Here is a 19,973-nt window from a genome sequence, read left to right as displayed (position 1 = left end):
GTCAGTCTCCTTTCGCGCGTACGACGCGTTGTTCGATGCGTTTCTCGGGCGTCGCGTTCAGCACGATGCGCTGCACGAAAATGCCCGGCGTGTGGACCTGGTCCGGATCGAGCGTGCCGTTCTCGACGATCTCCTCGACTTCCACGACGGTGATCTTGCCCGCCATCGCGCACATCGGGTTGAAGTTGCGCGCGGTGCGGCGATAGATCAGGTTGCCGGACTTGTCGGCCTTCCACGCCTTCACGAGCGCGACGTCGGCCGTCAGCGACGGCTCGAGCACGTAGTGGCGATCGCCGAACTGGCGCGTTTCCTTGCCTTCCGCGATCACGGTGCCGTAGCCGGTGTTCGTGAAGAACGCGGGAATGCCGGCGCCGCCCGCGCGCAGCTTCTCGGCGAGCGTGCCCTGCGGCGTGAATTCGAGCTCGAGTTCGCCGGCCAGATACTGGCGCTCGAACTCCTTGTTCTCGCCGACGTACGACGAGATCATCTTCTTGATCTGGCGCGTTTCCAGCAGCAGGCCGAGACCGAAGCCGTCGACGCCCGCGTTGTTGCTGATGCAGGTGATGCCCTTGACGGCCGAATCGCGCAACGCGCCGATCAGCGCCTCGGGAATCCCGCACAGGCCGAAGCCGCCCACCGCGAAGGTCTGTCCGTCACGGACGATCCCTTCCAGCGCGGCGGCCGCGCTTGGATAGACTTTGTTCATCTGTTTGTCCCTTCCTCTATGGAAACCAGCAAAACCGGTTCACGCGCCCACTGGGCCGCAAGCCCGCCGCATCATTCTATGCATGCACGGCGATACCTGCGTCGAGGCGCGCTGTTTTTATATCGCGACAAACCGCCGCGAGATGCCTGAAAGGGTACGATGCGGCGCGGATACGGCACAATACGCAAAAATACATAAGCGTTTCCCTCCGCTTGCCTGCGCCATGCCCGCTCTCGATTACCAGACTGCCTTTCACCTCGCGCCGCTCGGCCTCGTGATGTCGCGCGACCGCGTGATCGAGGACTGCAACGACGCGCTCGCGTCGATCTTCCGCTGCGCGCGGGCCGATCTGCTCGGGAAGTCGTACGAGGTGCTCTATCCGTCGCCGGGCGAATTCCAGCGGATCGGCGAACGCATTTCGCGGGTGATGATCGCGAACGGCATCTACGCCGATGACAGAATCATGAAACGGGCCGACGGCGAGCTGTTCTGGTGCCACGTGACGGGCCGCGCGCTCGACCGCACCGCGCCGCTCGCGGCCGGCATCTGGACCTTCGAGGACCTGAGCGCGACACGCCGCGTCGCCGTCGAGCTGACGCCGCGCGAACGCGAGATCGCCGCGCAGCTCGCGACCGGCAAGACCAGCAAGCAGATCGGGCGCATGCTCGACATCAGTTCGCGCACGGTCGACATCTACCGCGCGCGGCTGATGCGCAAGTACGGCACGAACAATACGCCGGAACTGCTGCAGCGCCTGCTCGGCCAGTAACACGCGCGCCGGAATGGCAATCGGCCGCGTGACACGGCCGATTCGGGGGACTCTCAGGAAATGGCGACACACCGGCGCCCGCGCACCGGGTTCGATGCCGCGGCGCTCAGCCGACCTTCGCCGCGAGCGCGCGCTCGATCGTATCGCGCAACAGTTGCGGCAGCGCCACCGACTTGCCGAGCGCATAGTCGACCCACACGCAGCGCGCATTGCCGCGCGCATAGACGTGCTGCGGATCGTCCGCGCGCGTCAGCTCGAAACCTGTGTCGAAGCTGCTGCGGCCAGGCTTCGCGGCCGACATCCGCGCGATCACGTCGCCCGGATAGTGCAGTTGCTTCAGGAACTCCATCGACGCCGTGACGATCACGGGCCCCTGCCCCTCACCGTTGCCGCCCGCGATGCCGAGTTCCTCGAACCACGAGATCCGGGCCTGTTCCATGTAGCGGAAATAGACCGTGTTGTTCACGTGGCCGAACGCATCCATGTCGCCCCAGCGGATCGGCATCGACATTTCAAATACGGGGGAATAATCGCTCATTGCAGTCTTCTTTGTTGCTGAGTGTCATCCAGTCAGGCGAGGCCGAAGCCATCGTCGGCGGAGATAATCGAGCCGTTGATGAACTGCGACTCGTCGGCCGCGAGCAGCAACAACAGCCCGTCGAGATCCTGCGGCTTGCCGACGCGCCGGCGCGGCAGCATCGACTGCAGCTTCTGGCCCTGCTCGGTTTCCCACAGGTAATGATTGATTTCGGTATCGATATAGCCCGGACAGATCGCGTTGACGTTGATCCCGTGGCGGCCCCATTCGAGCGCCATCGCGCGCGTCATCTGCACGACCGCCGACTTGCTCATCGCATACAGGCCGATCTGCGGAAACACGCGCAGGCCGGCCACCGACGCGATGTTGATGATCCGGTACGGCGGCTTGCCGTTGCCGTTCGCGCGCATCATCATCCGTTTCGCGACTTCCTGCGCGACGAAAAACGCGCCGCGCGTGTTGGTATCGAACACGAATTCGAAATCGGCCGGCGTCACGTCGACGAGCTTCTGCATCGTCGAGACGCCCGAATTGTTCACGAGGATGTCGATCGTACCGGCTTCCGTCTCCGCGTGCGCGATGGCCGCCTTGATGCTCTGCACGTCGGTGACGTCGAGCGACACGACGTGTGCGGCACCGCCCGCCGCCTCGATCTCCGCGCGCAGTTCCTTCAGGCGCTCGACGCGGCGGCTCGCGAGCACGACCTTCGCACCGGCCTGCGACAGCACCTGCGCGAAGCGTTGCCCGAGACCGCTCGATGCGCCCGTGACCAGCGCGACCTTGCCTTCCAGATTGATCGATCGACCCATTGCACATCCCCTTTCGATATCGTTTCGCCGCGACGGGCGCCCTGTCCCACGCAGCATAACCCTGGCACAAAAAATAGAACGATCGTGCTAATCTATTCGCATGCTGTTGCGGCAAGCGTTTCGTTTCGCAGACAATACGCTCCCGAATAAAAGCATTCTAACGGTTAGAGGAACGCCAATGACCCCCGCAAGCCTCATCGAGCAGTACGGCCCGCGCGAATCGATGGAATACGACGTCGTGATCGTCGGCGGCGGCCCCGCCGGGCTGTCTGCGGCGATCCGGCTCAAGCAGCTGGCCGCCGAGAAAGGCACCGAGATCGGCGTGTGCGTGCTCGAGAAGGGTTCCGAGATCGGCGCGCACATCCTGTCGGGCGCGGTGATGGATCCGCGCGCGATCAACGAACTGTTCCCCGACTGGAAGGAACGCGGCGCACCGCTCGACGTCGAGGTGACGGAAGACCGCTTCCTGTTCCTGTCCGAGCAGAGCGCGGTCACCACGCCGAACTGGGCGCTGCCCGCCAACTTCCAGAACCACGGCAACTACGTGATCTCGCTGGGCAACGTCACGCGCTGGCTGGGGGCACAGGCGGAAGCGCTGGGCGTCGAGATCTTCCCGGGCTTCCCGGCTGCCGAGATTCTGTACAACGACGACGGCTCGGTGAAGGGCGTCGCCACCGGCAACATGGGCGTGGGCAAGGACGGCGAGCCGACCGAGAACTTCCAGCTCGGCATGGAGCTGCACGCGAAGTACACGCTGTTCGCCGAAGGCTGCCGCGGCCACCTCGGCCGCCAGCTGATCTCGAAGTTCAAGCTCGACGCGAACGCGGATCCGCAGGCGTACGGGATCGGCATCAAGGAGCTGTGGGAAATCGATCCCGCGAAGCACAAGCCGGGCCTCGTGATCCACACGGCCGGCTGGCCGCTGAAGTCCGATACGTACGGCGGCTCGTTCCTGTATCACATGGACAACAACCAGGTGGTGGTCGGCTTCGTGGTGGGCCTGGGCTATACGAACCCGTACCTGTCGCCGTTCGAGGAATTCCAGCGCTACAAGACGCATCCGTCGATCCGCGCATTCCTGGAGGGCGGCAAGCGCGTGTCGTACGGCGCGCGCGCGATCACCGCGGGCGGCCTGCTGTCGCTGCCGAAGACGGTGTTCCCGGGCGGTGCGCTGATCGGCGACGACGCGGGCTTCCTGAACGCATCGCGGATCAAGGGCAGCCACGCGGCGATCAAGACCGGCATGCTGGCGGCCGACGCCGCGTTCGACGCGGTGCAGGCCGGCCGTCAGTCGGACGAACTCAACGCGTATCCGGATGCGTTCAAGCAATCGTGGCTGTACACGGAGCTGTACCGCGCGCGCAACTTCAAGCAATGGATGGCCAAGGGGCTGTACCTCGGCACGCTGATGGTCGGGCTCGAGCAGAAGGTGATGGGCGGCAACGTGCCGTGGACGCTGCACCACAAGCATGCGGACCACGAGATGCTGAAGCCGGCGTCGCAGTGCACGCCGATCGAGTATCCGAAGCCGGACGGCAAGCTGACGTTCGACCGGCTGTCGTCGGTGTTCATCTCGAACACGAATCACGAGGAAAACCAGCCGGCGCACCTGACGCTGAAGGATGCGAACGTGCCGGTGAACGTGAACCTGCGCACGTACGCAGGGCCGGAGGCCCGCTTCTGCCCGGCGGCGGTGTACGAGTTCATGAAGAACGACGACGGCAGCGATCGGCTCGTGATCAACGCGCAGAACTGCGTGCACTGCAAGACCTGCGACATCAAGGACCCGACGCAGAACATCGTGTGGGTCACGCCGGAAGGCGGTGGCGGGCCGAATTACCCGAACATGTAACCCGCCGGAAAACGCCGCCTCGCGCGGCGTTTTTTTCGCCCGTTCGACCGTCGATGCTGCCCTGCCCGCGCTCCGGCGTGCGACGCATGCACGACACGCCCGAGCGGCCCGGTCAGCGCGCCGCGATCCGCCGACGGAAGTGCTCGGTACCGGACACGATCTTGTCGAGCACCGCATCGAGCGCCCAGAACCGCTCGCGCACGTCATAGTCGATCGCGCGGCAGCGAATCGACGCGAACGTGCCGATCCGCTGGTGATAGATCTTCGCCAGCGCCGGGTAGCCCAGCACTTCCGATACGGCCGAGACCACCAGGAACGTCGACAACTCGTCGGCGAGCGCCGGATCCGAGTCGCCCTGCGTGCGCAACCACCGATACAGATCCGGATGAAAGTTGGTAAACACGCCGTTGAAGCCGGCGGAGCCCGCCTTCATCGCATCCCACGCGATCGCGGCGTTCGCATTGAGGATCTTCAGCGGCGATCCCGCGGCGAGCGCAACGCGCCGCTTCACCGTCGCCAGGTCGCAACTCACGTCCTTGAGCATCACGAAGCGGCCGGTGTCGATGCACGCACGCAGTTCGTCGTCGGACAGCAATCGGCGGTAAGGCGCCGGACATTCGTACAAGCCGAGCGGCAAATCCGACGGCAGGCGCGCAAGCAGCTTGTGAAGATGGTCGAGAAACGCGGCGCTGCCTTTGCGCTGCGGGTCGAGCCGATTGGTCACGAGCACGACGCCCTGCGCGCCCGATTCCGCGGCCGCGCGCAGCTCGGCGACCTGCGCATCGAGATCGTCGCTGATGTGCCCGGACGCGACGACGGGCACGCGCCCGGCCACGCGTTCGACCACGAAACGCGCGAGTTCCGCCCGTTCGGCCAGACTCAGAAACTGCATCTCGCTCGATTGTGCGACCGCGAACAGCGCATCCGAGCCGTGCGCCAGATACCATTCGATGAGTCGCTCGAGCCCCGCGTAATCGATGGCACCGGCGTCGTCGAACGGCGTCAGCATCACCGGTACGATCCCCTCGATGGTCGCGCTCGACTGCTGATGGTGTTGCATCTGTTTCTCCTTGCTTTCGTCAATACGTGATGGTGGCGCGGCGCTCAGGCCGGCAGCGCGCCGGAGGCGGTGCTCGCGGCCTGCTCGGGAATCGGCTTGCGAACCAGCAGCAGGTAGGCCATCGCACCGGCGAATGCGATTGCCGCCGCCGTCAGCAGCGCGGGCACGAACGACCACTTCTGCGCGATGACACCCGTCAGGATAGGCGCGAGCGCCCCGCCGATGAAACCGCCGAAATTCTGGATCGCGCCGAGCGATGCGATGCGGCTCGGCGGTGCGGCCGCCGTCGCGAGCGCCCACGAACACGCCGATGCCGCATTGGCGAGAAAGATCACGACCGAAATGCACGCGAGCGCGACCGTGTTGCTCTGCACGAGCGCGGCTGGAATCGTGAATGCGACCATCCCGAGCATCGCGACGACCACCGCGTTGCGCCGGCTCACGACCGGCGAGCGGCTGCGGCGCGTGACCACATCCGACAGCCAGCCGGCGACCAGCGAGCCGACGAATCCGCACAGGAACGGCACCGACGCCGCAAACCCGGTGCGAATGAGGCTCATGTGACGCTCCATCGTCAGGTACCCCGGCAGCCAGGTCAGGTAGACCCAGTTCAGATACACGGACCCGAAGAATCCGATCAGCATGCCCCAGGTCGTACCGTGCGAGAACAGGCTGCGCCAGTCGGCGAAGGTCAGCTTCGGCATCGCGACGGCAGTCTGCGCATCGTCATCGAGATACGTCCGTTCCGCTGCCGTCAATTGCGCACGCGCCGGATCGCGGTACAGGGCGAACCAGATGACGGCCACGACGAGGCCGAGCGCCCCCGTCGCGACGAACGCCCAGCGCCAGTTGAACGAGGCGACGAGCACCGCCAGCAGCAACGGCGCGAGCGCGGTGCCGAGCGGCGATGCCGCGTTGAAGATGCCGGTCGGCGTCCCGCGCGCGCGCAGCGGAAACCAGTTGCTCACCACCCGCGCCGCCGACGGGAACTGCGGCGCCTCGCCGATGCCGAGCACGATACGCGCGACGATGAACCAGCCGAAGGTGGCGACGATGCCGCCCGACGCCTGCGCGAGCGACCAGACGATCAGCCCGACGCCCAGCAAACGGCGCGGTCCGATGCGATCGACGAGTCCGCCGACGGGGAACTGGCATAACGCATAGCTCCACGAAAATGCAGACAGCAGCAAGCCCATCTCGGAGAGCGACAGACCCAGATCGTTCCGGATGGCCGAACTCGCGACGGCCAGCGTGCCGCGGTCGAGATAGTTGACGATACCGCTCACCATCAACAGCGCGAGCGCGATACGTTGTCCGCGCCGGATACGTGGGGGCGCAGTCGGAACTGCATGATTCTCGTTCATTGCGTCTGTCTCCATTGTCCTGAATGGTTGGCCGGGCTCCGGCCCTTTCCGTCGTCGCGGAATCTATACGGCCGCACGCTCCACTTCTTCGCGTGTGGGAATCGAGGTCTGCGCGCCGTGGCGCGTCACGCTGATCGCGGCCGCGTGCTGGCCGTATGCAATTGCGTCATCCATCGACGCACCGCTCGCACGGGCCGCCGCGAACCCGCCGACGAAGGTGTCGCCGGCCGCCGTCGTATCGACGGCGACCACCGCCCTCGCCCGATGGCGGCCGTGCCCTGCCGTCCCTCGCCAGCAGACGCCGCGCGCGCCGAGCGTGACCAGCACGTTGCCGACGCCCTTCGCGCACAGCACATCGGCGGCGCGCACCGCCGATGCGTCGTCGCCGACGGCGATGCCGGTCAGCGACTCCGCTTCCGTTTCGTTGACGACGAGGTAGTCGATGCGGGCCAGCAATGCGTCGAACAGCGGCCGGGCGGGCGCCGGATTGAGCAGCACGGGCGTCCGATGGGCGATGGCGCTGCCGATGGCGCGCGCGACGGTCTCGATCGGCACCTCGAGCTGGCACACCATCAGCGCCGCGCCGGCGATCACGTCGCGCGACGCGTCGATCAATGCGGCATCGAGACATGCGTTCGCACCGGGCACGACGACGATGCTGTTCGCCCCGTGTGCGTCGACCGTGATCGTGGCGACGCCGGTTGCCTCCCCGTCGATCCGGTGCAGGTGCGTCACGTCGATACGCTCCGCCGCAAGCGCGTCGTGCAGGCGTGCCCCGAACGCGTCGTTGCCGACGCAGCCGATCATCGCGACCGACGCACCGAGGCGCGCGGCAGCCACCGCCTGGTTCGCCCCCTTGCCGCCGTGGACGGTCTGGAACGAGGTGCCGAGCAGTGTTTCGCCCGGTACGGGCAGACGCGGCGCGCGTGTGACGAGATCGACGTTGACGCTGCCGACGACGGCGATTCGGGGTGGCTTTACAGAACTCATCATCGAATGTAACCGCTTACATTTGAGACAAACAAAATGGCCGGAAAGGCCGACGTCGACAAAAACTTCACAATGCAGCTGGAATCTATGTCTGACATAATACGGATTCGCATCAAGATAGCGCTTACATTCTCACAGGCAGGAATGGAAATGCAAGCGGGACCACGATGAATCGAGGGTAAACGATGGCGCTTTTCAGAACGGGCGGCGTCTGCGCGACAGCCGTGGCCAGGGGGGCCCGATGAGCACGCCTCCTTCCAGCGGTGGCGCGACGCGCGCACGCCGGGGCAGCGGCCGGTCGGTGCTCGGGGATGTCGCGAAACTCGCCGGCGTGTCGACCGCGACCGTTTCGCGCGTGTACAACGATCCCGGCAAGGTATCGGCCGACGTACAGCAGCGCGTGCGCGACGCCGCACGCGCGCTGAACTGGATTCCGAACGCCGCCGGCCGCGCACTCGCGTCCACGCGCACCCACATCACGGGGGCGATCATCCCGACACTCGACGACCAGGTGTTCGCGTCGCAGGTAGCGGGAATGCAGGCGGTCATGGCCGAACACGGCATCACCCTCTTTCTGGGCTGCTCGAATTACGACCCCGCGCAAGCGCTGGCACAGGTGCGCGCGATGCTGTCGCGCGGCGTGGAAGCCGTGTCGCTGGTCGGTGAAGCGTATCCGCCGGAAGTATTCGAACTGCTCCACCAGCATCGCGTGCCGTATGTCGTGACCTACGCGTATCGCGACGACAGCCCGCACTGCTGCATCGGCTTCGACAACCGCGCGGCATTTGCACGGCTGACCACGCACCTGCTCGACCTCGGCCATCGCGATTTCGCGATCATCATGCAGCCCTCCGCGGACAACGACCGCGTGCAGGCCCGCCTGCGCGGCATTCACGACACGCTTGCCGCGCGCGGGCTCGCGGTTCGCCCGGTACACCAGCACGAGGGCGCGGCAACGATCGCGTTCGGGCGGGCGAGCCTGCGCGCGATTGCCGACAGCGGGGCGACGCGCCCGACGGCCGTGATTTGCGGCAACGACGCCCTCGCGCTCGGCGCGCTGCTCGAGGCGCAGGCACTGGGGCTGGACGTGCCGTCGCAATTGTCTATCACCGGATTCGACGATGTCGCGCTGGCGCGCGAAATCCGGCCGTCACTGACGACGATGTGGGTCGACACCGCCGCGATCGGGCGCAAGGCCGCCCACGCGTTGCTCGACGCGCTCGGGAACGGCGAAGCCAGGCCCGGTTACGCTGTGCTGCCGGAACTGCGGGTGCGTGAATCGGCCGCGCCGCCACCGCCGGCGCGGGCAGCTCAATGAAAACGGGGCGCTCAAGGCGCCCCGTTTCGCATTCCATCGGTCGAGCCGGCAGGCGCCGGCCCGCGCGCATCAGGTCGCGCTGCCTGCGATCTTCGGCGTCGACGTCTCGACGTCGCCGCACTGCGCGCGATGGCGCAGCGCATGATCGATCAGCACCAGCGCGAGCATCGACTCGGCGATCGGCGTCGCGCGAATGCCGACGCACGGGTCGTGGCGGCCGAAGGTTTCGACCGTCGCCTCTTCTCCGGCCTTCGTGATCGAACGGCGCGGCGTGCGGATGCTCGACGTCGGCTTGATCGCGATCGACACGGTGATGTCCTGCCCGGTCGAAATCCCGCCGAGCACGCCGCCCGCATGGTTGCCGATGAAGCCGGCCGGCGTCAGTTCGTCGCCGTGCACCGAGCCGCGCTGCGCGACGCTGTCGAAGCCCGCGCCGATCTCGACGCCCTTCACCGCGTTGATGCTCATCATTGCCTTCGCGATGTCCGCGTCGAGACGGTCGAATACCGGCTCGCCCCAGCCGACCGGCACGCCCGACGCAACGACGTCGATGCGCGCGCCGATCGAGTCGCCGTCCTTGCGCAGTGCGTCCATGTAGGCTTCCAGCTCCGGAACGATCGCCGCGTTCGGCGAGAAGAACGGATTCTCGCGCACATGCGACCAGTCGACGAACGGCACGTCGACCTCGCCCAGGCCGCTCATGTAGCCGCGCACCTCGACGCCGAAACGCTCGCGCAGCCACTTCTTCGCGACCGCGCCCGCGCCGACGATCGGCGCGGTCAGGCGTGCGGACGAACGGCCGCCGCCGCGGTAATCGCGGATGCCGTACTTCTGCCAGTAGGTGTAGTCGGCATGGCCGGGACGGAACGTCTCGACGATGTTGCCGTAGTCCTTGCTGCGCTGGTCGGTGTTGCGGATCAGCAGCGCGATCGGCGTGCCGGTCGTCACGCCTTCGAACACGCCCGACAGGATCTCGACCTCGTCGGCCTCCTGGCGCTGCGTCACGTGCCGCGACGTGCCGGGCTTGCGGCGATCGAGCTCGAACTGGATGTCGGCTTCGGTCAGCCCCATTCCCGGCGGGCAGCCGTCGATCACGCAGCCGATCGCGGGACCGTGCGATTCGCCGAAGGTCGTGACAGTGAAAAGCGTGCCGAGGGTATTGCCGGACATGATGGAACCGCCCAAAGAGAAGTGGACAAACCGATGCGCTGCCGGGGCCGCGGGCAGGCCGATCGTTTGCCGGTCGAGAAAAAGAGGTAAACCGCTATTATGCCAGCCGTCCCGGGCCGGCGGGCCGTGTGAACCGTTCAGACCACACGGGCCGGCCATCCATCCGGCCCGGCACGATGCCGCCGGGCCCGCCGCGCTTACTTGCGCGCGCCGCGCAGTTCGGTCACCGCGGCCTGCAGCGCCTCGGGTGTGGCGATCGATGCCGATATCGGCTCGCCGACCGCGAGCGTCAGCCGGCTCATCACGCCGCGCTTGATGGGCCGCGGCATCCGCGCATCGGAATGGCGCGAGAAATAGCTGCCCCAGAGCCCGCGCAGCGCCATCGGAATCACGGGCGCCGGCGTGCGGCCCAGGATTTCGGTGATGCCGCGGTGGAACGTGTTGATGTCACCCGTCTTGGTCAATTTGCCTTCGGGGAAGATGCACACGAGTTCGCCGTCCTTCAGCGCGGCCTCGCACGCGTCGTACGCACGCGCGAGCATGTCGGGATCCTCGTGGCGCGGCGCGATCGGAATCGCCTTCGCATGCCGGAACACCCAGCTCGCAAAACGTGCCTTGAAGATGCGGTGATCCATCACGAACCGGATCGGCCGCGGGCTCGCGGCGGCCAGCACGAGCGCATCGACGTAGCTCACGTGGTTGCACACGAGCACGGCCGCGCCCTCCTCCGGGATGCGCTCCGCATGCACGAGGCGAATCCGGTAGAACGTGTGCACCAGCACCCACGCGACGAAGCGCAACAGGAACTCGGGAACGAGCAGGTAGATGTACGTCGCGACGACGACGTTCAGCAGCGCGGTGACGAGAAACAGGCCCGGGATGCCGACACCGGCGTGGGTCAGCCCCATCGCCATCAGGGCCGACAGGATCATGAACAGCGCGTTCAGGATGTTGTTCGCGGCGATGATCCGCGCACGGTGGGTCGGCGCGCTGCGGCTCTGGATCAGCGCATACAGCGGCACGCTGTAGAAACCGCCGAACATCGCGAGCAGGAACAGGTCGGCCAGGATGCGCCAGTGGCGCCCACCGGCCAGGAATTCCCCCACCGACAGCAGATGGCCGGGCGACGGCAGCGAGCGGCTCGCGAAATACAGCTCGATCGCGAACACGCTGATGCCGATCGAGCCGAGCGGCACGAGGCCGATCTCGACGCGCCGCTGCGACAGCCGCTCGCACAGCAGCGAGCCGAGGCCGATCCCGACCGAGAACGTCGCGAGCAGGACCGTGACGACGTCGGGGCTCGCGGACAGCACGTCCTTCGCGAAATTGAAGAATGACGTGAGGAACGTCGCACCGACGAACCACAGCCACGAGATGCCGAGCAGGCTCAGGAACACGGTGCGGTTCTGCTTCGCGAGGCCGAGGTTGCGCCACGTCTCGCTGAACGGGTTCCAGTTGATCACGAGATCGGGCTGCGGCGCCGGCGTCGGCGGCACGCGTTGCGCGACGAGCCGCCCCGCCAGCGCGATGACGACCACGCTGACGGCAAGCACGCGCTCGCCGCTGCCTTCGATGCCCGCAGCCGCGCCGCCGATGATCGTGCCGATCAGGATCGCGATGAACGTGCCCATCTCGACGAGGCCGTTGCCGCCGACCAGCTCATGCTCGCCGAGATGCTGCGGCAGGTACGAATACTTGACGGGGCCGAACAGCGTCGAGTGCATCCCCATCATGAACGTGCACAGATACAGCAGCGTCGCGCTGTGCGTGACGAACCCGGCCGCGCCGACCAGCATCAGCGCGATCTCGAAGGTCTTCACGAAACGCGTGAGCGTCGCCTTGTCGTATTTGTCGGCGATCTGGCCGGACGTGGCCGAGAACAGCACGAACGGCAAAATGAAGATCGCGGAAATCAGGAACGCGGCCGTCTTCGCATCGACGCCGGAGAAACGCGCGGTGTGATAGGTGACGAGCGACGTGAAACCGATCTTGAATACGTTGTCGTTCAGCGCACCCAGGAACTGGGTCGTGAAGAACGGGGCGAAACGGCGCTGGCGCAACAGGTCGAACTGCGACGCGTGGGCGCGCCGTTCGCCGCGCGACGCGGAAGAGACTTGCGTGTGATCGCTCATGCGGAATACGCGCGCATCGTCTGGGCGAAGCTGCGCGGGCCTCGTGTTGTTGTTGTTGAAAAAACGGCGGCGCAGGCTGAACCTGCGCCGCCGGTCGTCGAATGGCAGCGCCCGCGCGTCATGGCACCGGGCGCGACGCGCTTCACGATTTGTGCGCTTCGGCTTCCGATTCCGGCCAGTCGCGGATGTACGCCTTCAGCATCCGGTTCTCGAAGCTTTGCGCCTCGACGACCGTCTTCGCGACGTCGTAGAACGAGATGACGCCCATCAGCACCTTCTTGTCGAGCACCGGCATGTAGCGCGCATGGCGCTCGAGCATCATCCGGCGCACTTCGTTGACATCGGTTTCCGGCGTGCAGGTGAGCGGCTCGTCCATCACCTTGCGCACCTGCACGTCGCCGATCGCACCGCCGTTGACATGCAGGCGCAGGATGATCTCGCGGAACGTCAGCATCCCGACGAGATCGCCGTACTCCATCACGACGAGCGAACCGATATCGTGTTCGGCCATCGTATCGACCGCTTCGCGCAGCGGCTTATCGGGCGTCACCGTAAACAGCGTGTTGCCCTTCACTTTCAGAATATCGCTGACGCGCATCGTAGTCCCCTCATGCTTGAATGCAAATCGCTTTCGATCCTATCGGAAAGCCTGTCAAAAGGAAAGCGCGGGCCCGCGCGGCGCGGCCGCCGGCGCTTGCGGACGCGGGCCGCCCGCCGCACAATGGCTGCATGGACGGCGGCCAGAGGAGACGGCCATGGCGCATACGCATACGGAGCAATTCGCCAGCTTCGCTGATTTCTACCCGTACTACCTGAACGAACACCAGAACCTGACGTCGCGGCGGCTGCATTTCATCGGCTCGCTCGGCGTGATCGGCTGCGTCGCGATGGCGATCGCGACGGGCCACTGGCTGTGGCTGCCGGCGGCGATCGTGTGCGGCTACGGATTCGCGTGGGTCGGACACTTCTTCTTCGAGAAGAACCGCCCCGCCACGTTCCGGCACCCGATCTACAGCCTGATGGGCGACTGGGTGATGTTCAAGGACATCTGCACGGGCAAGATTGGGCTGTGACACCCGCCCGGCACCGCGTCACGCCGTTTTCGGCGGCCGCGCGTGCGGGTCGGGCGCCCCGCCGGGCACCGGCCCGGGCACGCTTTCCGCCGGCTGCGCGCCCGTCAGCCGGTGCGCGGCGATCAGCGACGCGAGCGATACGTCGAAGCGGTCGTTCGACAGCACCTCGAGCAAGGCCGCGCCATTGACGTGGCTGCGCCGCCGCTGCAGCTGGTAGGTCAACTCCGTGCGGTCGATCACCAGCACGTCGAACAGCTGCGCGAGCGTCAGGCGCGCCGGGTTCGCCAGCAGGATGTAGCGCGGCCCGACTTCACCGCCATCCAGCCGCGCGATCCATTCCCGCTCCTCCATCGTCAGCAGCAGCCGCTGCGCGGTTTCCATGTCGCAGCGCAACATGGTCGCGAGCCGCGTCGCCGTGTAGCCCGCCTTGCCGACCGCGTGCGCCTCGGCCAGCCGCGCGAGCAATTCGAGCGCGTCGAGCAGGTCGCTGCCCGGATAGTGGATGCGATGGAACTGCCCGACGCGGATCGCCGGCAACGCGGATGCGACCATCGCCCCGAGCAGCGCGATGAACCAGCTCAGGTACACCCATAGCAGGAACACTGGTAGCGCCGCGAACGCGCCGTATACGGCCGTATAGGTCGGAATGCGCCGCACGTAATAGCCGAAGCCGCGCTTCGCAAGCTCGAACGCGATGGCCGCGAACAGCCCGCCGATCACCGCGTCGCGCCACGCGACCGTGCAATTCGGCAGGTACACGTACAGCAGCGTGAACGCGAGCACGGTCAGCGGCAGCGACACGAGCGCGAGCAGCCACTCGACGATCGACGTCGACGGCGCGGCGCCGGTGAACGCCAGCGACTGCGTAAACAGGTACGACGAGATCGACAGGCTCACGCCGAACAGCAGCGGGCCGAGCGTGATCAGCGCCCAGTACGCGAGCACGCGCTGCGCGAACGGTCTCGGCTTGCGCACCCGCCAGATCAGGTTGAACGCGGATTCGATCGTCATCATCGTCATCACCGACGTGACGACGAGCACGATCAGGCCGGCCGTCGTCAGCCCCTTGGCTTTCGACGCGAACTGGTTCAGGTACTTGAAGATCTGGACGTTGAACTGCGCAGGCATCAGGTGGTCCGCGAGGAACCCCTGCAGCGAGATCTGGAACGACGAGAACATCGGGAACGCGGTGAACAGCGCGAACGCGACCGTCACGAGCGGCACGAGTGCCAGCATCGTCGTGAACGTGAGGCTGCCCGCCACTTGCGGGATGCGATCCTCGGCGCTGCGCCGGGCCGCGAACTGCGCGAGGCGCTTGATGGTGTCGAGATCGACGCTCAACTTCGGCAAACGGTTTCTCCTTCTTGATGCCGCGCGCCCGACGGCGCGCCGCCGCCGCGCTGCGCGACGACTTCAGCCCCTATAATAGCCGCTCGATCCAGCAGGGGCCGACTGCACCGGGCATCCGCGCGGCCGCACGCGGCCCCGTCGCCCATGAAAGACATTCTCGTCCTCTATTACAGCCGTCACGGCGCCACGCGAGATCTCGCGCTCGCGATCGCGAACGGCGTCGACAGCGTGCCCGGCATGCAGGCGCGCATCCGCACCGTGCCGTCCGTCTCGACGGTTTGCGAAGCCACCGCCCCCGACATCCCCGCCGACGGCCCGCCGTACGCGGAACTGCGCGATCTCGAGGAATGCGCGGGCCTCGCGCTCGGCTCGCCGACCCGCTTCGGCAACATGGCCGCCTCGCTCAAGTATTTCCTCGACGGCACGACCCCGCAATGGCTGTCGGGCGCGCTGACCGGCAAGCCGGCGAGCGTGTTCACGTCGACCGGCAGCCTGCACGGCGGCCAGGAATCGACGCTGCTGTCGATGATGCTGCCGCTGCTGCATCACGGGATGATGATCGTCGGGATCCCGTACACGGAAGCCGCGCTCAGCACGACGCGCACCGGCGGCACGCCTTACGGCGCGTCGCACGTGTCGCAGCACGATCGCAGCGCGGCCGCGGGGCTGTCGGCCGACGAAAAAGCGCTCGCGGCCGCGCTCGGCGTGCGGCTCGCCCGCGCGGCGGCCGCGCTGTCCGCCGCTCAGGCGACCGAAGCCGCATGAACTCGCCCCCCCGCCCCGCCGTCGTCGCCCGGCCGCGCTACGCACTGGCCGCCGCCGCGTGCCTGGTCGCGCTGATCGCGCTGTCGCTCGCATGGGAGCTGTGGCTCGCGCCGCTGCGCCCGGGCGGCTCGGCGCTGATGCTCAAGGCCGTGCCGCTCGCGCTCGCGCTGCCCGGCGTCTGGCGGCGTAACATCTATACGATGCAGTGGGCGAGCATGCTGATCCTCGTCTATTTTGCCGAAGGCATCGTGCGCGGCATGTCCGACCGCGGGCTGTCCGCGACGCTCGGCTGGTGCGAGACCGCGCTCGCCGTCGGCTTCTTCGTGGCGGCGCTTGCCTACGTCGCGCCGTTCAAGCGCGCGGCGAAAAAGCAGCGCGCTGCGTCCTGACCCTTACGCGACCGACCGTGATGATTTCTTCCGAAGCCTTCGTATCCGCCTGCCGCGACGCGATCGGCGCCGCCGGCGTGCTGACCGATCCGCACGACACCGAGCCGTTCCTGACCGACTGGCGCCGCCGCTACAAGGGCAGCGCGTGCGCGGTGCTGAAACCGGCCGATACGGCGGAAGTCGCCGCGCTCGTCCGGCTCGCGAACACGCACGGCGTCGCGCTCGTGCCGCAGGGCGGCAACACGGGCCTCGCCGGCGGCGCGACACCCGACGCGAGCGGCGGCCAGGCCGTGCTGAGCCTCGCGCGCCTGAACCGCGTGCGCGCGCTCGATCCGCACAACAACACGATCACGGTCGAAGCCGGCGTGATCCTCGCGGACGTGCAGGCGCGCGCCCGCGAAGGCGGCCGGCTGTTCGCGCTGAGCCTCGCCGCCGAAGGCAGCTGCACGATCGGCGGCAACCTGTCGACCAACGCGGGCGGCACCGCGGTGCTGCGCTACGGCAACGCCCGCGAACTGTGCCTCGGGCTCGAGGTCGTGACGCCGCAGGGCGAGATCTGGGACGGCCTGCGCGGGCTGCGCAAGGACAATACCGGCTACGACCTGCGCGACCTGTTCATCGGCGCGGAAGGCACGCTCGGGATCATCACGGCCGCCGTGATGAAGCTGCATCCGCTGCCCGCCGCGCAAGTCACCGCGCTGGCCGCGCTCGCGTCGCCGCACGCGGCGCTCGACTTCCTCGCGCTCGCGCAGCGCGCGGCCGGCCCGCTGCTGACCGGCTTCGAGCTGATGTCGGACTTCTGCATGCAACTCGTCGGCAAGCACTATCCGCAGCTGCGCTACCCGTTCGATCGCCCCCATGCGCAGACGGTGCTGCTCGAGCTGTCGGACAACGAGAGCGAAGCGCATGCGCGCGCGCTGTTCGAGAAGCTGATGGAAGAGGCATTCGAGGCCGGGCTCGTGGTCGACGCGGTGGTCGCGGAAAATCTCGCGCAATCGCGCGCGTTCTGGGGCCTGCGCGAACACATTCCGCTCGCCCAGGCCGACGAGGGACTCAACATCAAGCACGACATCGCGGTGCCGATCTCGTCGATCGCGCGCTTCATCGACGAAACCGACACGGCGATCCAGCAGGCCGCGCCGGGCGCGCGGATGGTCACGTTCGGCCACCTCGGCGACGGCAACCTGCACTACAACGTGCAGACGCCCGAAGGCGGCGACCCGAAGGCGTTCCTCGCGGAATTCCAGAAGCCGATCAACCGGATCGTCTACGACAACGTGCATCGCCACCACGGCACGATCAGCGCGGAACACGGGATCGGCCAGTTGAAGATCGACGACGCGCAGCGCTACAAGTCGCCGGTCGAAACGGCGCTCATGCGCACGCTGAAGACGGCGCTCGACCCGCGCGGGCTGATGAATCCCGGCAAGGTCCTGCGCTGAAGCCCCCCACCCCGGAGCGACGTCCATGAGAATCCGCGTCCTGTCCGACCTGCATCTCGAATGCAACCAGCCCGACACGATCGTGCATGCCGACGCGGATCTCGTCGTGCTGGCCGGCGACATCCACAATCATGCGGAAGGCCTGCGCTGGGCCGCCGAGACGTTCGATCCGGACGTGCCGGTGGTCTACGTGCCAGGCAACCACGAGTACTACGACGGGGAATTCGGCGCGCTCGAAACCGCGATGCGCGACGCCGCGCATACGCTCGACCACGTGCATTATCTGAACAACGGCGTGTACGTCGATCCGGCGCGGCGCTTTCGGGTGCTGGGCACGACACTGTGGAGCGATTTCACGCTGTTCGGCGCGGACGATGCGAGCGTCGCGCGCGCGATCGAGGCCGGCCTGCGCGTGATGCTCGATTTCAAGGGATTGATCCAGGTGACGTGGCCGCATGAAGCCGCGCTGCATGCGGGCGGCACGCCGGAGCGGGACTTCACGCCCGCCGACGCGATCGCGCTGCACCACCACGGCCGCGCGTGGCTGGAAGCGCGGCTCGCGACGCCGTTCGCGGGCCGGACGATCGTCGTCACCCATCATGCGCCGCATCTGCGCTCGCTCGCGGAGCGTTACGCGGAAGACCTGGCGTCGGCGGGATTCGTCACGGACATGGCGGAACTCGTGCGGCCACCCGTGGACCTGTGGATCCACGGCCACACGCATACTTCATTCGATTACGTGACCGACAGCGGCACGCACGTGGTGTGCAACCCGCGCGGCTACATCTACCGGCGCACCGGCGAGCTGGAAAATCCCGCGTTTGCGTGGGACAAAGTGGTCGAGCTCGGCTGAACGCCGGGCCATGCGGCCGCGCGATGCGGCCCTCTCCGATCCGGAATGCCGGCCGATCAGCGGTCGGCGCGGCGCGATCCGTTCGACGACGCGCGCACCCGCACCGGCACCGGCTTCATGCGTGCCTTCATCGCGCGCAGCAGATCACGCGTGGCCGCGGCGGCCGCCGCCGCGCCAAGCAGAACGCCAAGGCCGATCATCAATTGCGTATCCATTGCGACTCCGGGTGTGGGCAGATCCATGTCTCTATGTTTCAACAGTATCAAACTGTCTGCCGCCCGATGGTAAAAAAATGTTGCGCGAACGACAAATCTCGTCAGATCGGGCTCGGGCGCGCCATCATGTCGCAGCCGTGAACTGCGCGAGCGCCGCTTCGTCGGCTTCGAGCGTGGCCGGCAACTCGTCGCGCAGGAAATCGACCCAGGTACGGATTTTCGCGTCGAGGTACTGACGCGACGGATACAGCGCGTAGATGTTCATCACGTGCGACCGGTATTCGGGCATCACGCGCACGATGTCGCCGCTGCGCAGCCCGCCGATCGCCGAATAGAGCGGCAACCCGCCGATCCCCATCCCTTCCCGCACGGCTACCGCGAGCGCCTCGGCGACGTTCACGCGGAACGGCGGCGCCGTGATCGGAATCACCTCGTCGCCGCGCGGCCCCGACAGCGCCCACTCGGCGAAGTGAAAGCCCGGCGCGACCATCCCGAGACAGATGTGCTGCTCGAGATCCGCCGGCGTATGCGGCGCGCCGTGTGCGTCGACATAGGCGGGCGATGCGCACACCACGCTGTAGCTCTCGCCGAGCCGCTGCGACACGAGCCCCGAATCGGGCAGGTCGCGGCCGACGACGATCGCGACGTCGTACCCCTCGTCGAGCAGGTCGGGCATCCGCTGCGCGAGCGTCAGCTCGACGTGGACGTCCGGATAGCGCTGCCGATAGCGCGCAATGGCCGGCACCAGGTAGTGCTGCCCGAGGCTGGTAAAGCAATGGACCTTCAGCTTGCCCGACGGGCGCGCGTGCGCGTCGCCCGCTTCGGCTTCAGCCTGGTCGACGTACGCGAGGATCTGCTCGCAGCGCTGCAGGTAACGCTCGCCCGCTTCGGTCAGCGCGATCCGGCGTGTCGTCCGGTTGAGAAGGCGCGTGCGCAGGTGCGCCTCGAGATCCGACACGGCGCGCGACGCATAGGCGGTCGTCGAATTCATCTGCTGGGCGGCCGCGGTAAAGCTTCCCGCGTCGACCACGCGGACGAATACCCGCATGTTTTGTAACGTATCCATCCCATTACCCCTTTGAATCCGGGTGGATTGTTGCACAGGGGCCAACAAATATTATCTCAGGATTCGTAAAAATGACTTGCACCGTTGTCCATTTATTCAGGAATCACTGAAA

Annotated in this window: 20 protein-coding genes; 8 read left to right on the top strand and 12 right to left on the bottom strand. The window is 66.8% G+C overall.

Annotation, left to right across the window (positions count from 1 at the left end; genetic code table 11):
* Position 1: 1 nt before the first annotated feature.
* Positions 2-706 (bottom strand): CoA transferase subunit A, encoded by a 705-nt coding sequence (locus ACVK00_RS30235; RefSeq protein WP_006753329.1) that lies wholly within the window; start codon positions 704-706, stop codon positions 2-4.
* 223 nt (positions 707-929) lie between these two features.
* Between ACVK00_RS30235 and ACVK00_RS30230 the strand changes: the two genes are divergently transcribed.
* Positions 930-1,475, top strand: a complete 546-nt coding sequence (locus ACVK00_RS30230; RefSeq protein ID WP_011656664.1) for a PAS and helix-turn-helix domain-containing protein — start codon at positions 930-932, stop codon at positions 1,473-1,475.
* Positions 1,476-1,581: 106 nt separating this feature from the next.
* Here ACVK00_RS30230 and ACVK00_RS30225 read toward each other — a convergent pair whose 3' ends face one another.
* Positions 1,582-2,013, bottom strand: a complete 432-nt coding sequence (locus tag ACVK00_RS30225; RefSeq protein WP_284892641.1) for an acyl-CoA thioesterase — start codon at positions 2,011-2,013, stop codon at positions 1,582-1,584.
* A 32-nt stretch (positions 2,014-2,045) separates the two neighbouring features.
* On the bottom strand, positions 2,046-2,822 hold the full coding sequence (locus ACVK00_RS30220) for an SDR family oxidoreductase (protein ID WP_006753332.1): 777 nt from the start codon (positions 2,820-2,822) through the stop codon (positions 2,046-2,048).
* A gap of 178 nt (positions 2,823-3,000) precedes the next feature.
* Between ACVK00_RS30220 and ACVK00_RS30215 the strand changes: the two genes are divergently transcribed.
* Positions 3,001-4,674, top strand: coding sequence for an electron transfer flavoprotein-ubiquinone oxidoreductase (locus tag ACVK00_RS30215; protein WP_284892643.1), 1,674 nt, complete (start codon positions 3,001-3,003; stop codon positions 4,672-4,674).
* A gap of 112 nt (positions 4,675-4,786) precedes the next feature.
* Here ACVK00_RS30215 and ACVK00_RS30210 read toward each other — a convergent pair whose 3' ends face one another.
* From ACVK00_RS30210 to rbsK, 3 genes are all read right to left on the bottom strand, one after another.
* A complete protein-coding gene (locus ACVK00_RS30210; RefSeq protein WP_228907404.1) occupies positions 4,787-5,734 on the bottom strand; it encodes a dihydrodipicolinate synthase family protein in 948 nt (315 codons plus the stop codon).
* A gap of 44 nt (positions 5,735-5,778) precedes the next feature.
* Entirely contained in the window at positions 5,779-7,098 is a 1,320-nt protein-coding gene (locus tag ACVK00_RS30205; protein ID WP_284892646.1) for an MFS transporter, read from the bottom strand.
* Positions 7,099-7,161: 63 nt separating this feature from the next.
* Complete coding sequence (gene rbsK, locus ACVK00_RS30200) at positions 7,162-8,091, bottom strand: ribokinase (RefSeq protein ID WP_284892648.1); 930 nt, start codon at positions 8,089-8,091, stop codon at positions 7,162-7,164.
* A 238-nt stretch (positions 8,092-8,329) separates the two neighbouring features.
* Between rbsK and ACVK00_RS30195 the strand changes: the two genes are divergently transcribed.
* Positions 8,330-9,406 (top strand): LacI family DNA-binding transcriptional regulator, encoded by a 1,077-nt coding sequence (locus ACVK00_RS30195; RefSeq protein WP_284892650.1) that lies wholly within the window; start codon positions 8,330-8,332, stop codon positions 9,404-9,406.
* Between the two features lie 69 nt (positions 9,407-9,475).
* Here ACVK00_RS30195 and aroC read toward each other — a convergent pair whose 3' ends face one another.
* From aroC to ACVK00_RS30180, 3 genes are all read right to left on the bottom strand, one after another.
* Positions 9,476-10,576, bottom strand: coding sequence for a chorismate synthase (gene aroC / locus ACVK00_RS30190; protein ID WP_284892652.1), 1,101 nt, complete (start codon positions 10,574-10,576; stop codon positions 9,476-9,478).
* Between the two features lie 197 nt (positions 10,577-10,773).
* Entirely contained in the window at positions 10,774-12,708 is a 1,935-nt protein-coding gene (locus ACVK00_RS30185) for an MFS transporter (protein WP_228907399.1), read from the bottom strand.
* Between the two features lie 142 nt (positions 12,709-12,850).
* Positions 12,851-13,306: a CBS domain-containing protein gene (locus ACVK00_RS30180; protein ID WP_006755543.1), complete on the bottom strand. Its 456-nt coding sequence runs from the start codon at positions 13,304-13,306 to the stop codon at positions 12,851-12,853.
* A 157-nt stretch (positions 13,307-13,463) separates the two neighbouring features.
* Here ACVK00_RS30180 and ACVK00_RS30175 point away from each other — a divergent pair, with 157 nt between their 5' ends.
* Entirely contained in the window at positions 13,464-13,781 is a 318-nt protein-coding gene (locus ACVK00_RS30175) for an Mpo1-like protein (protein ID WP_228907398.1), read from the top strand.
* Positions 13,782-13,799: 18 nt separating this feature from the next.
* Here ACVK00_RS30175 and ACVK00_RS30170 read toward each other — a convergent pair whose 3' ends face one another.
* Positions 13,800-15,131, bottom strand: coding sequence for a YihY family inner membrane protein (locus ACVK00_RS30170; RefSeq protein ID WP_228907397.1), 1,332 nt, complete (start codon positions 15,129-15,131; stop codon positions 13,800-13,802).
* A 144-nt stretch (positions 15,132-15,275) separates the two neighbouring features.
* On the opposite strand from ACVK00_RS30170, the gene wrbA reads away from it, so the two are divergent.
* From wrbA to ACVK00_RS30150, 4 genes are read left to right on the top strand one after another with little or no spacing between them, the layout of a single operon-like run.
* On the top strand, positions 15,276-15,896 hold the full coding sequence (gene wrbA, locus ACVK00_RS30165; RefSeq protein WP_228907396.1) for an NAD(P)H:quinone oxidoreductase: 621 nt from the start codon (positions 15,276-15,278) through the stop codon (positions 15,894-15,896).
* Positions 15,893-16,285: a DUF2069 domain-containing protein gene (locus ACVK00_RS30160; RefSeq protein ID WP_284892679.1), complete on the top strand. Its 393-nt coding sequence runs from the start codon at positions 15,893-15,895 to the stop codon at positions 16,283-16,285. Before wrbA ends, ACVK00_RS30160 begins: the two co-directional genes overlap by 4 nt.
* 20 nt (positions 16,286-16,305) lie before the next feature.
* A complete protein-coding gene (locus ACVK00_RS30155; protein ID WP_284892811.1) occupies positions 16,306-17,727 on the top strand; it encodes an FAD-binding oxidoreductase in 1,422 nt (473 codons plus the stop codon).
* A gap of 25 nt (positions 17,728-17,752) precedes the next feature.
* Complete coding sequence (locus tag ACVK00_RS30150) at positions 17,753-18,580, top strand: metallophosphoesterase (RefSeq protein ID WP_284892681.1); 828 nt, start codon at positions 17,753-17,755, stop codon at positions 18,578-18,580.
* A 56-nt stretch (positions 18,581-18,636) separates the two neighbouring features.
* Here the strand turns inward: ACVK00_RS30150 and ACVK00_RS30145 are convergent, their stop codons facing one another.
* On the bottom strand, positions 18,637-18,822 hold the full coding sequence (locus tag ACVK00_RS30145) for a hypothetical protein (protein ID WP_166726478.1): 186 nt from the start codon (positions 18,820-18,822) through the stop codon (positions 18,637-18,639).
* Between the two features lie 97 nt (positions 18,823-18,919).
* Positions 18,920-19,861 carry a LysR family transcriptional regulator gene (locus tag ACVK00_RS30140; protein WP_228907393.1) on the bottom strand — a complete coding sequence of 314 codons (942 nt, stop codon included), beginning with the start codon at positions 19,859-19,861 and terminating at the stop codon, positions 18,920-18,922.
* Positions 19,862-19,973: the final 112 nt, after the last annotated feature.

Source organism: Burkholderia sp. PvR073 (genome assembly GCF_054055695.1).
Note: the sequence above shows the minus strand (reverse complement) of the source record. Positions and strands in the feature narration are given on the sequence as shown.

What these genes read in the sequence shown, in the direction of transcription:
- ACVK00_RS30185 (WP_228907399.1), bottom strand. Translation starts at nt 12,708, where the DNA reads ATGAGCGATCACACGCAAGTCTCTTCCGCGTCGCGCGGCGAACGGCGC.
- ACVK00_RS30175 (WP_228907398.1), top strand. Translation starts at nt 13,464, where the DNA reads ATGGCGCATACGCATACGGAGCAATTCGCCAGCTTCGCTGATTTCTAC.
- aroC (WP_284892652.1), bottom strand. Translation starts at nt 10,576, where the DNA reads ATGTCCGGCAATACCCTCGGCACGCTTTTCACTGTCACGACCTTCGGC.
- ACVK00_RS30155 (WP_284892811.1), top strand. Translation starts at nt 16,306, where the DNA reads ATGATTTCTTCCGAAGCCTTCGTATCCGCCTGCCGCGACGCGATCGGC.
- ACVK00_RS30210 (WP_228907404.1), bottom strand. Translation starts at nt 5,734, where the DNA reads ATGCAACACCATCAGCAGTCGAGCGCGACCATCGAGGGGATCGTACCG.
- ACVK00_RS30145 (WP_166726478.1), bottom strand. Translation starts at nt 18,822, where the DNA reads ATGGATCTGCCCACACCCGGAGTCGCAATGGATACGCAATTGATGATC.
- ACVK00_RS30205 (WP_284892646.1), bottom strand. Translation starts at nt 7,098, where the DNA reads ATGAACGAGAATCATGCAGTTCCGACTGCGCCCCCACGTATCCGGCGC.
- ACVK00_RS30215 (WP_284892643.1), top strand. Translation starts at nt 3,001, where the DNA reads ATGACCCCCGCAAGCCTCATCGAGCAGTACGGCCCGCGCGAATCGATG.
- rbsK (WP_284892648.1), bottom strand. Translation starts at nt 8,091, where the DNA reads ATGATGAGTTCTGTAAAGCCACCCCGAATCGCCGTCGTCGGCAGCGTC.
- ACVK00_RS30220 (WP_006753332.1), bottom strand. Translation starts at nt 2,822, where the DNA reads ATGGGTCGATCGATCAATCTGGAAGGCAAGGTCGCGCTGGTCACGGGC.
- ACVK00_RS30225 (WP_284892641.1), bottom strand. Translation starts at nt 2,013, where the DNA reads ATGAGCGATTATTCCCCCGTATTTGAAATGTCGATGCCGATCCGCTGG.
- ACVK00_RS30140 (WP_228907393.1), bottom strand. Translation starts at nt 19,861, where the DNA reads ATGGATACGTTACAAAACATGCGGGTATTCGTCCGCGTGGTCGACGCG.
- wrbA (WP_228907396.1), top strand. Translation starts at nt 15,276, where the DNA reads ATGAAAGACATTCTCGTCCTCTATTACAGCCGTCACGGCGCCACGCGA.
- ACVK00_RS30195 (WP_284892650.1), top strand. Translation starts at nt 8,330, where the DNA reads ATGAGCACGCCTCCTTCCAGCGGTGGCGCGACGCGCGCACGCCGGGGC.
- ACVK00_RS30180 (WP_006755543.1), bottom strand. Translation starts at nt 13,306, where the DNA reads ATGCGCGTCAGCGATATTCTGAAAGTGAAGGGCAACACGCTGTTTACG.
- ACVK00_RS30160 (WP_284892679.1), top strand. Translation starts at nt 15,893, where the DNA reads ATGAACTCGCCCCCCCGCCCCGCCGTCGTCGCCCGGCCGCGCTACGCA.
- ACVK00_RS30230 (WP_011656664.1), top strand. Translation starts at nt 930, where the DNA reads ATGCCCGCTCTCGATTACCAGACTGCCTTTCACCTCGCGCCGCTCGGC.
- ACVK00_RS30235 (WP_006753329.1), bottom strand. Translation starts at nt 706, where the DNA reads ATGAACAAAGTCTATCCAAGCGCGGCCGCCGCGCTGGAAGGGATCGTC.
- ACVK00_RS30150 (WP_284892681.1), top strand. Translation starts at nt 17,753, where the DNA reads ATGAGAATCCGCGTCCTGTCCGACCTGCATCTCGAATGCAACCAGCCC.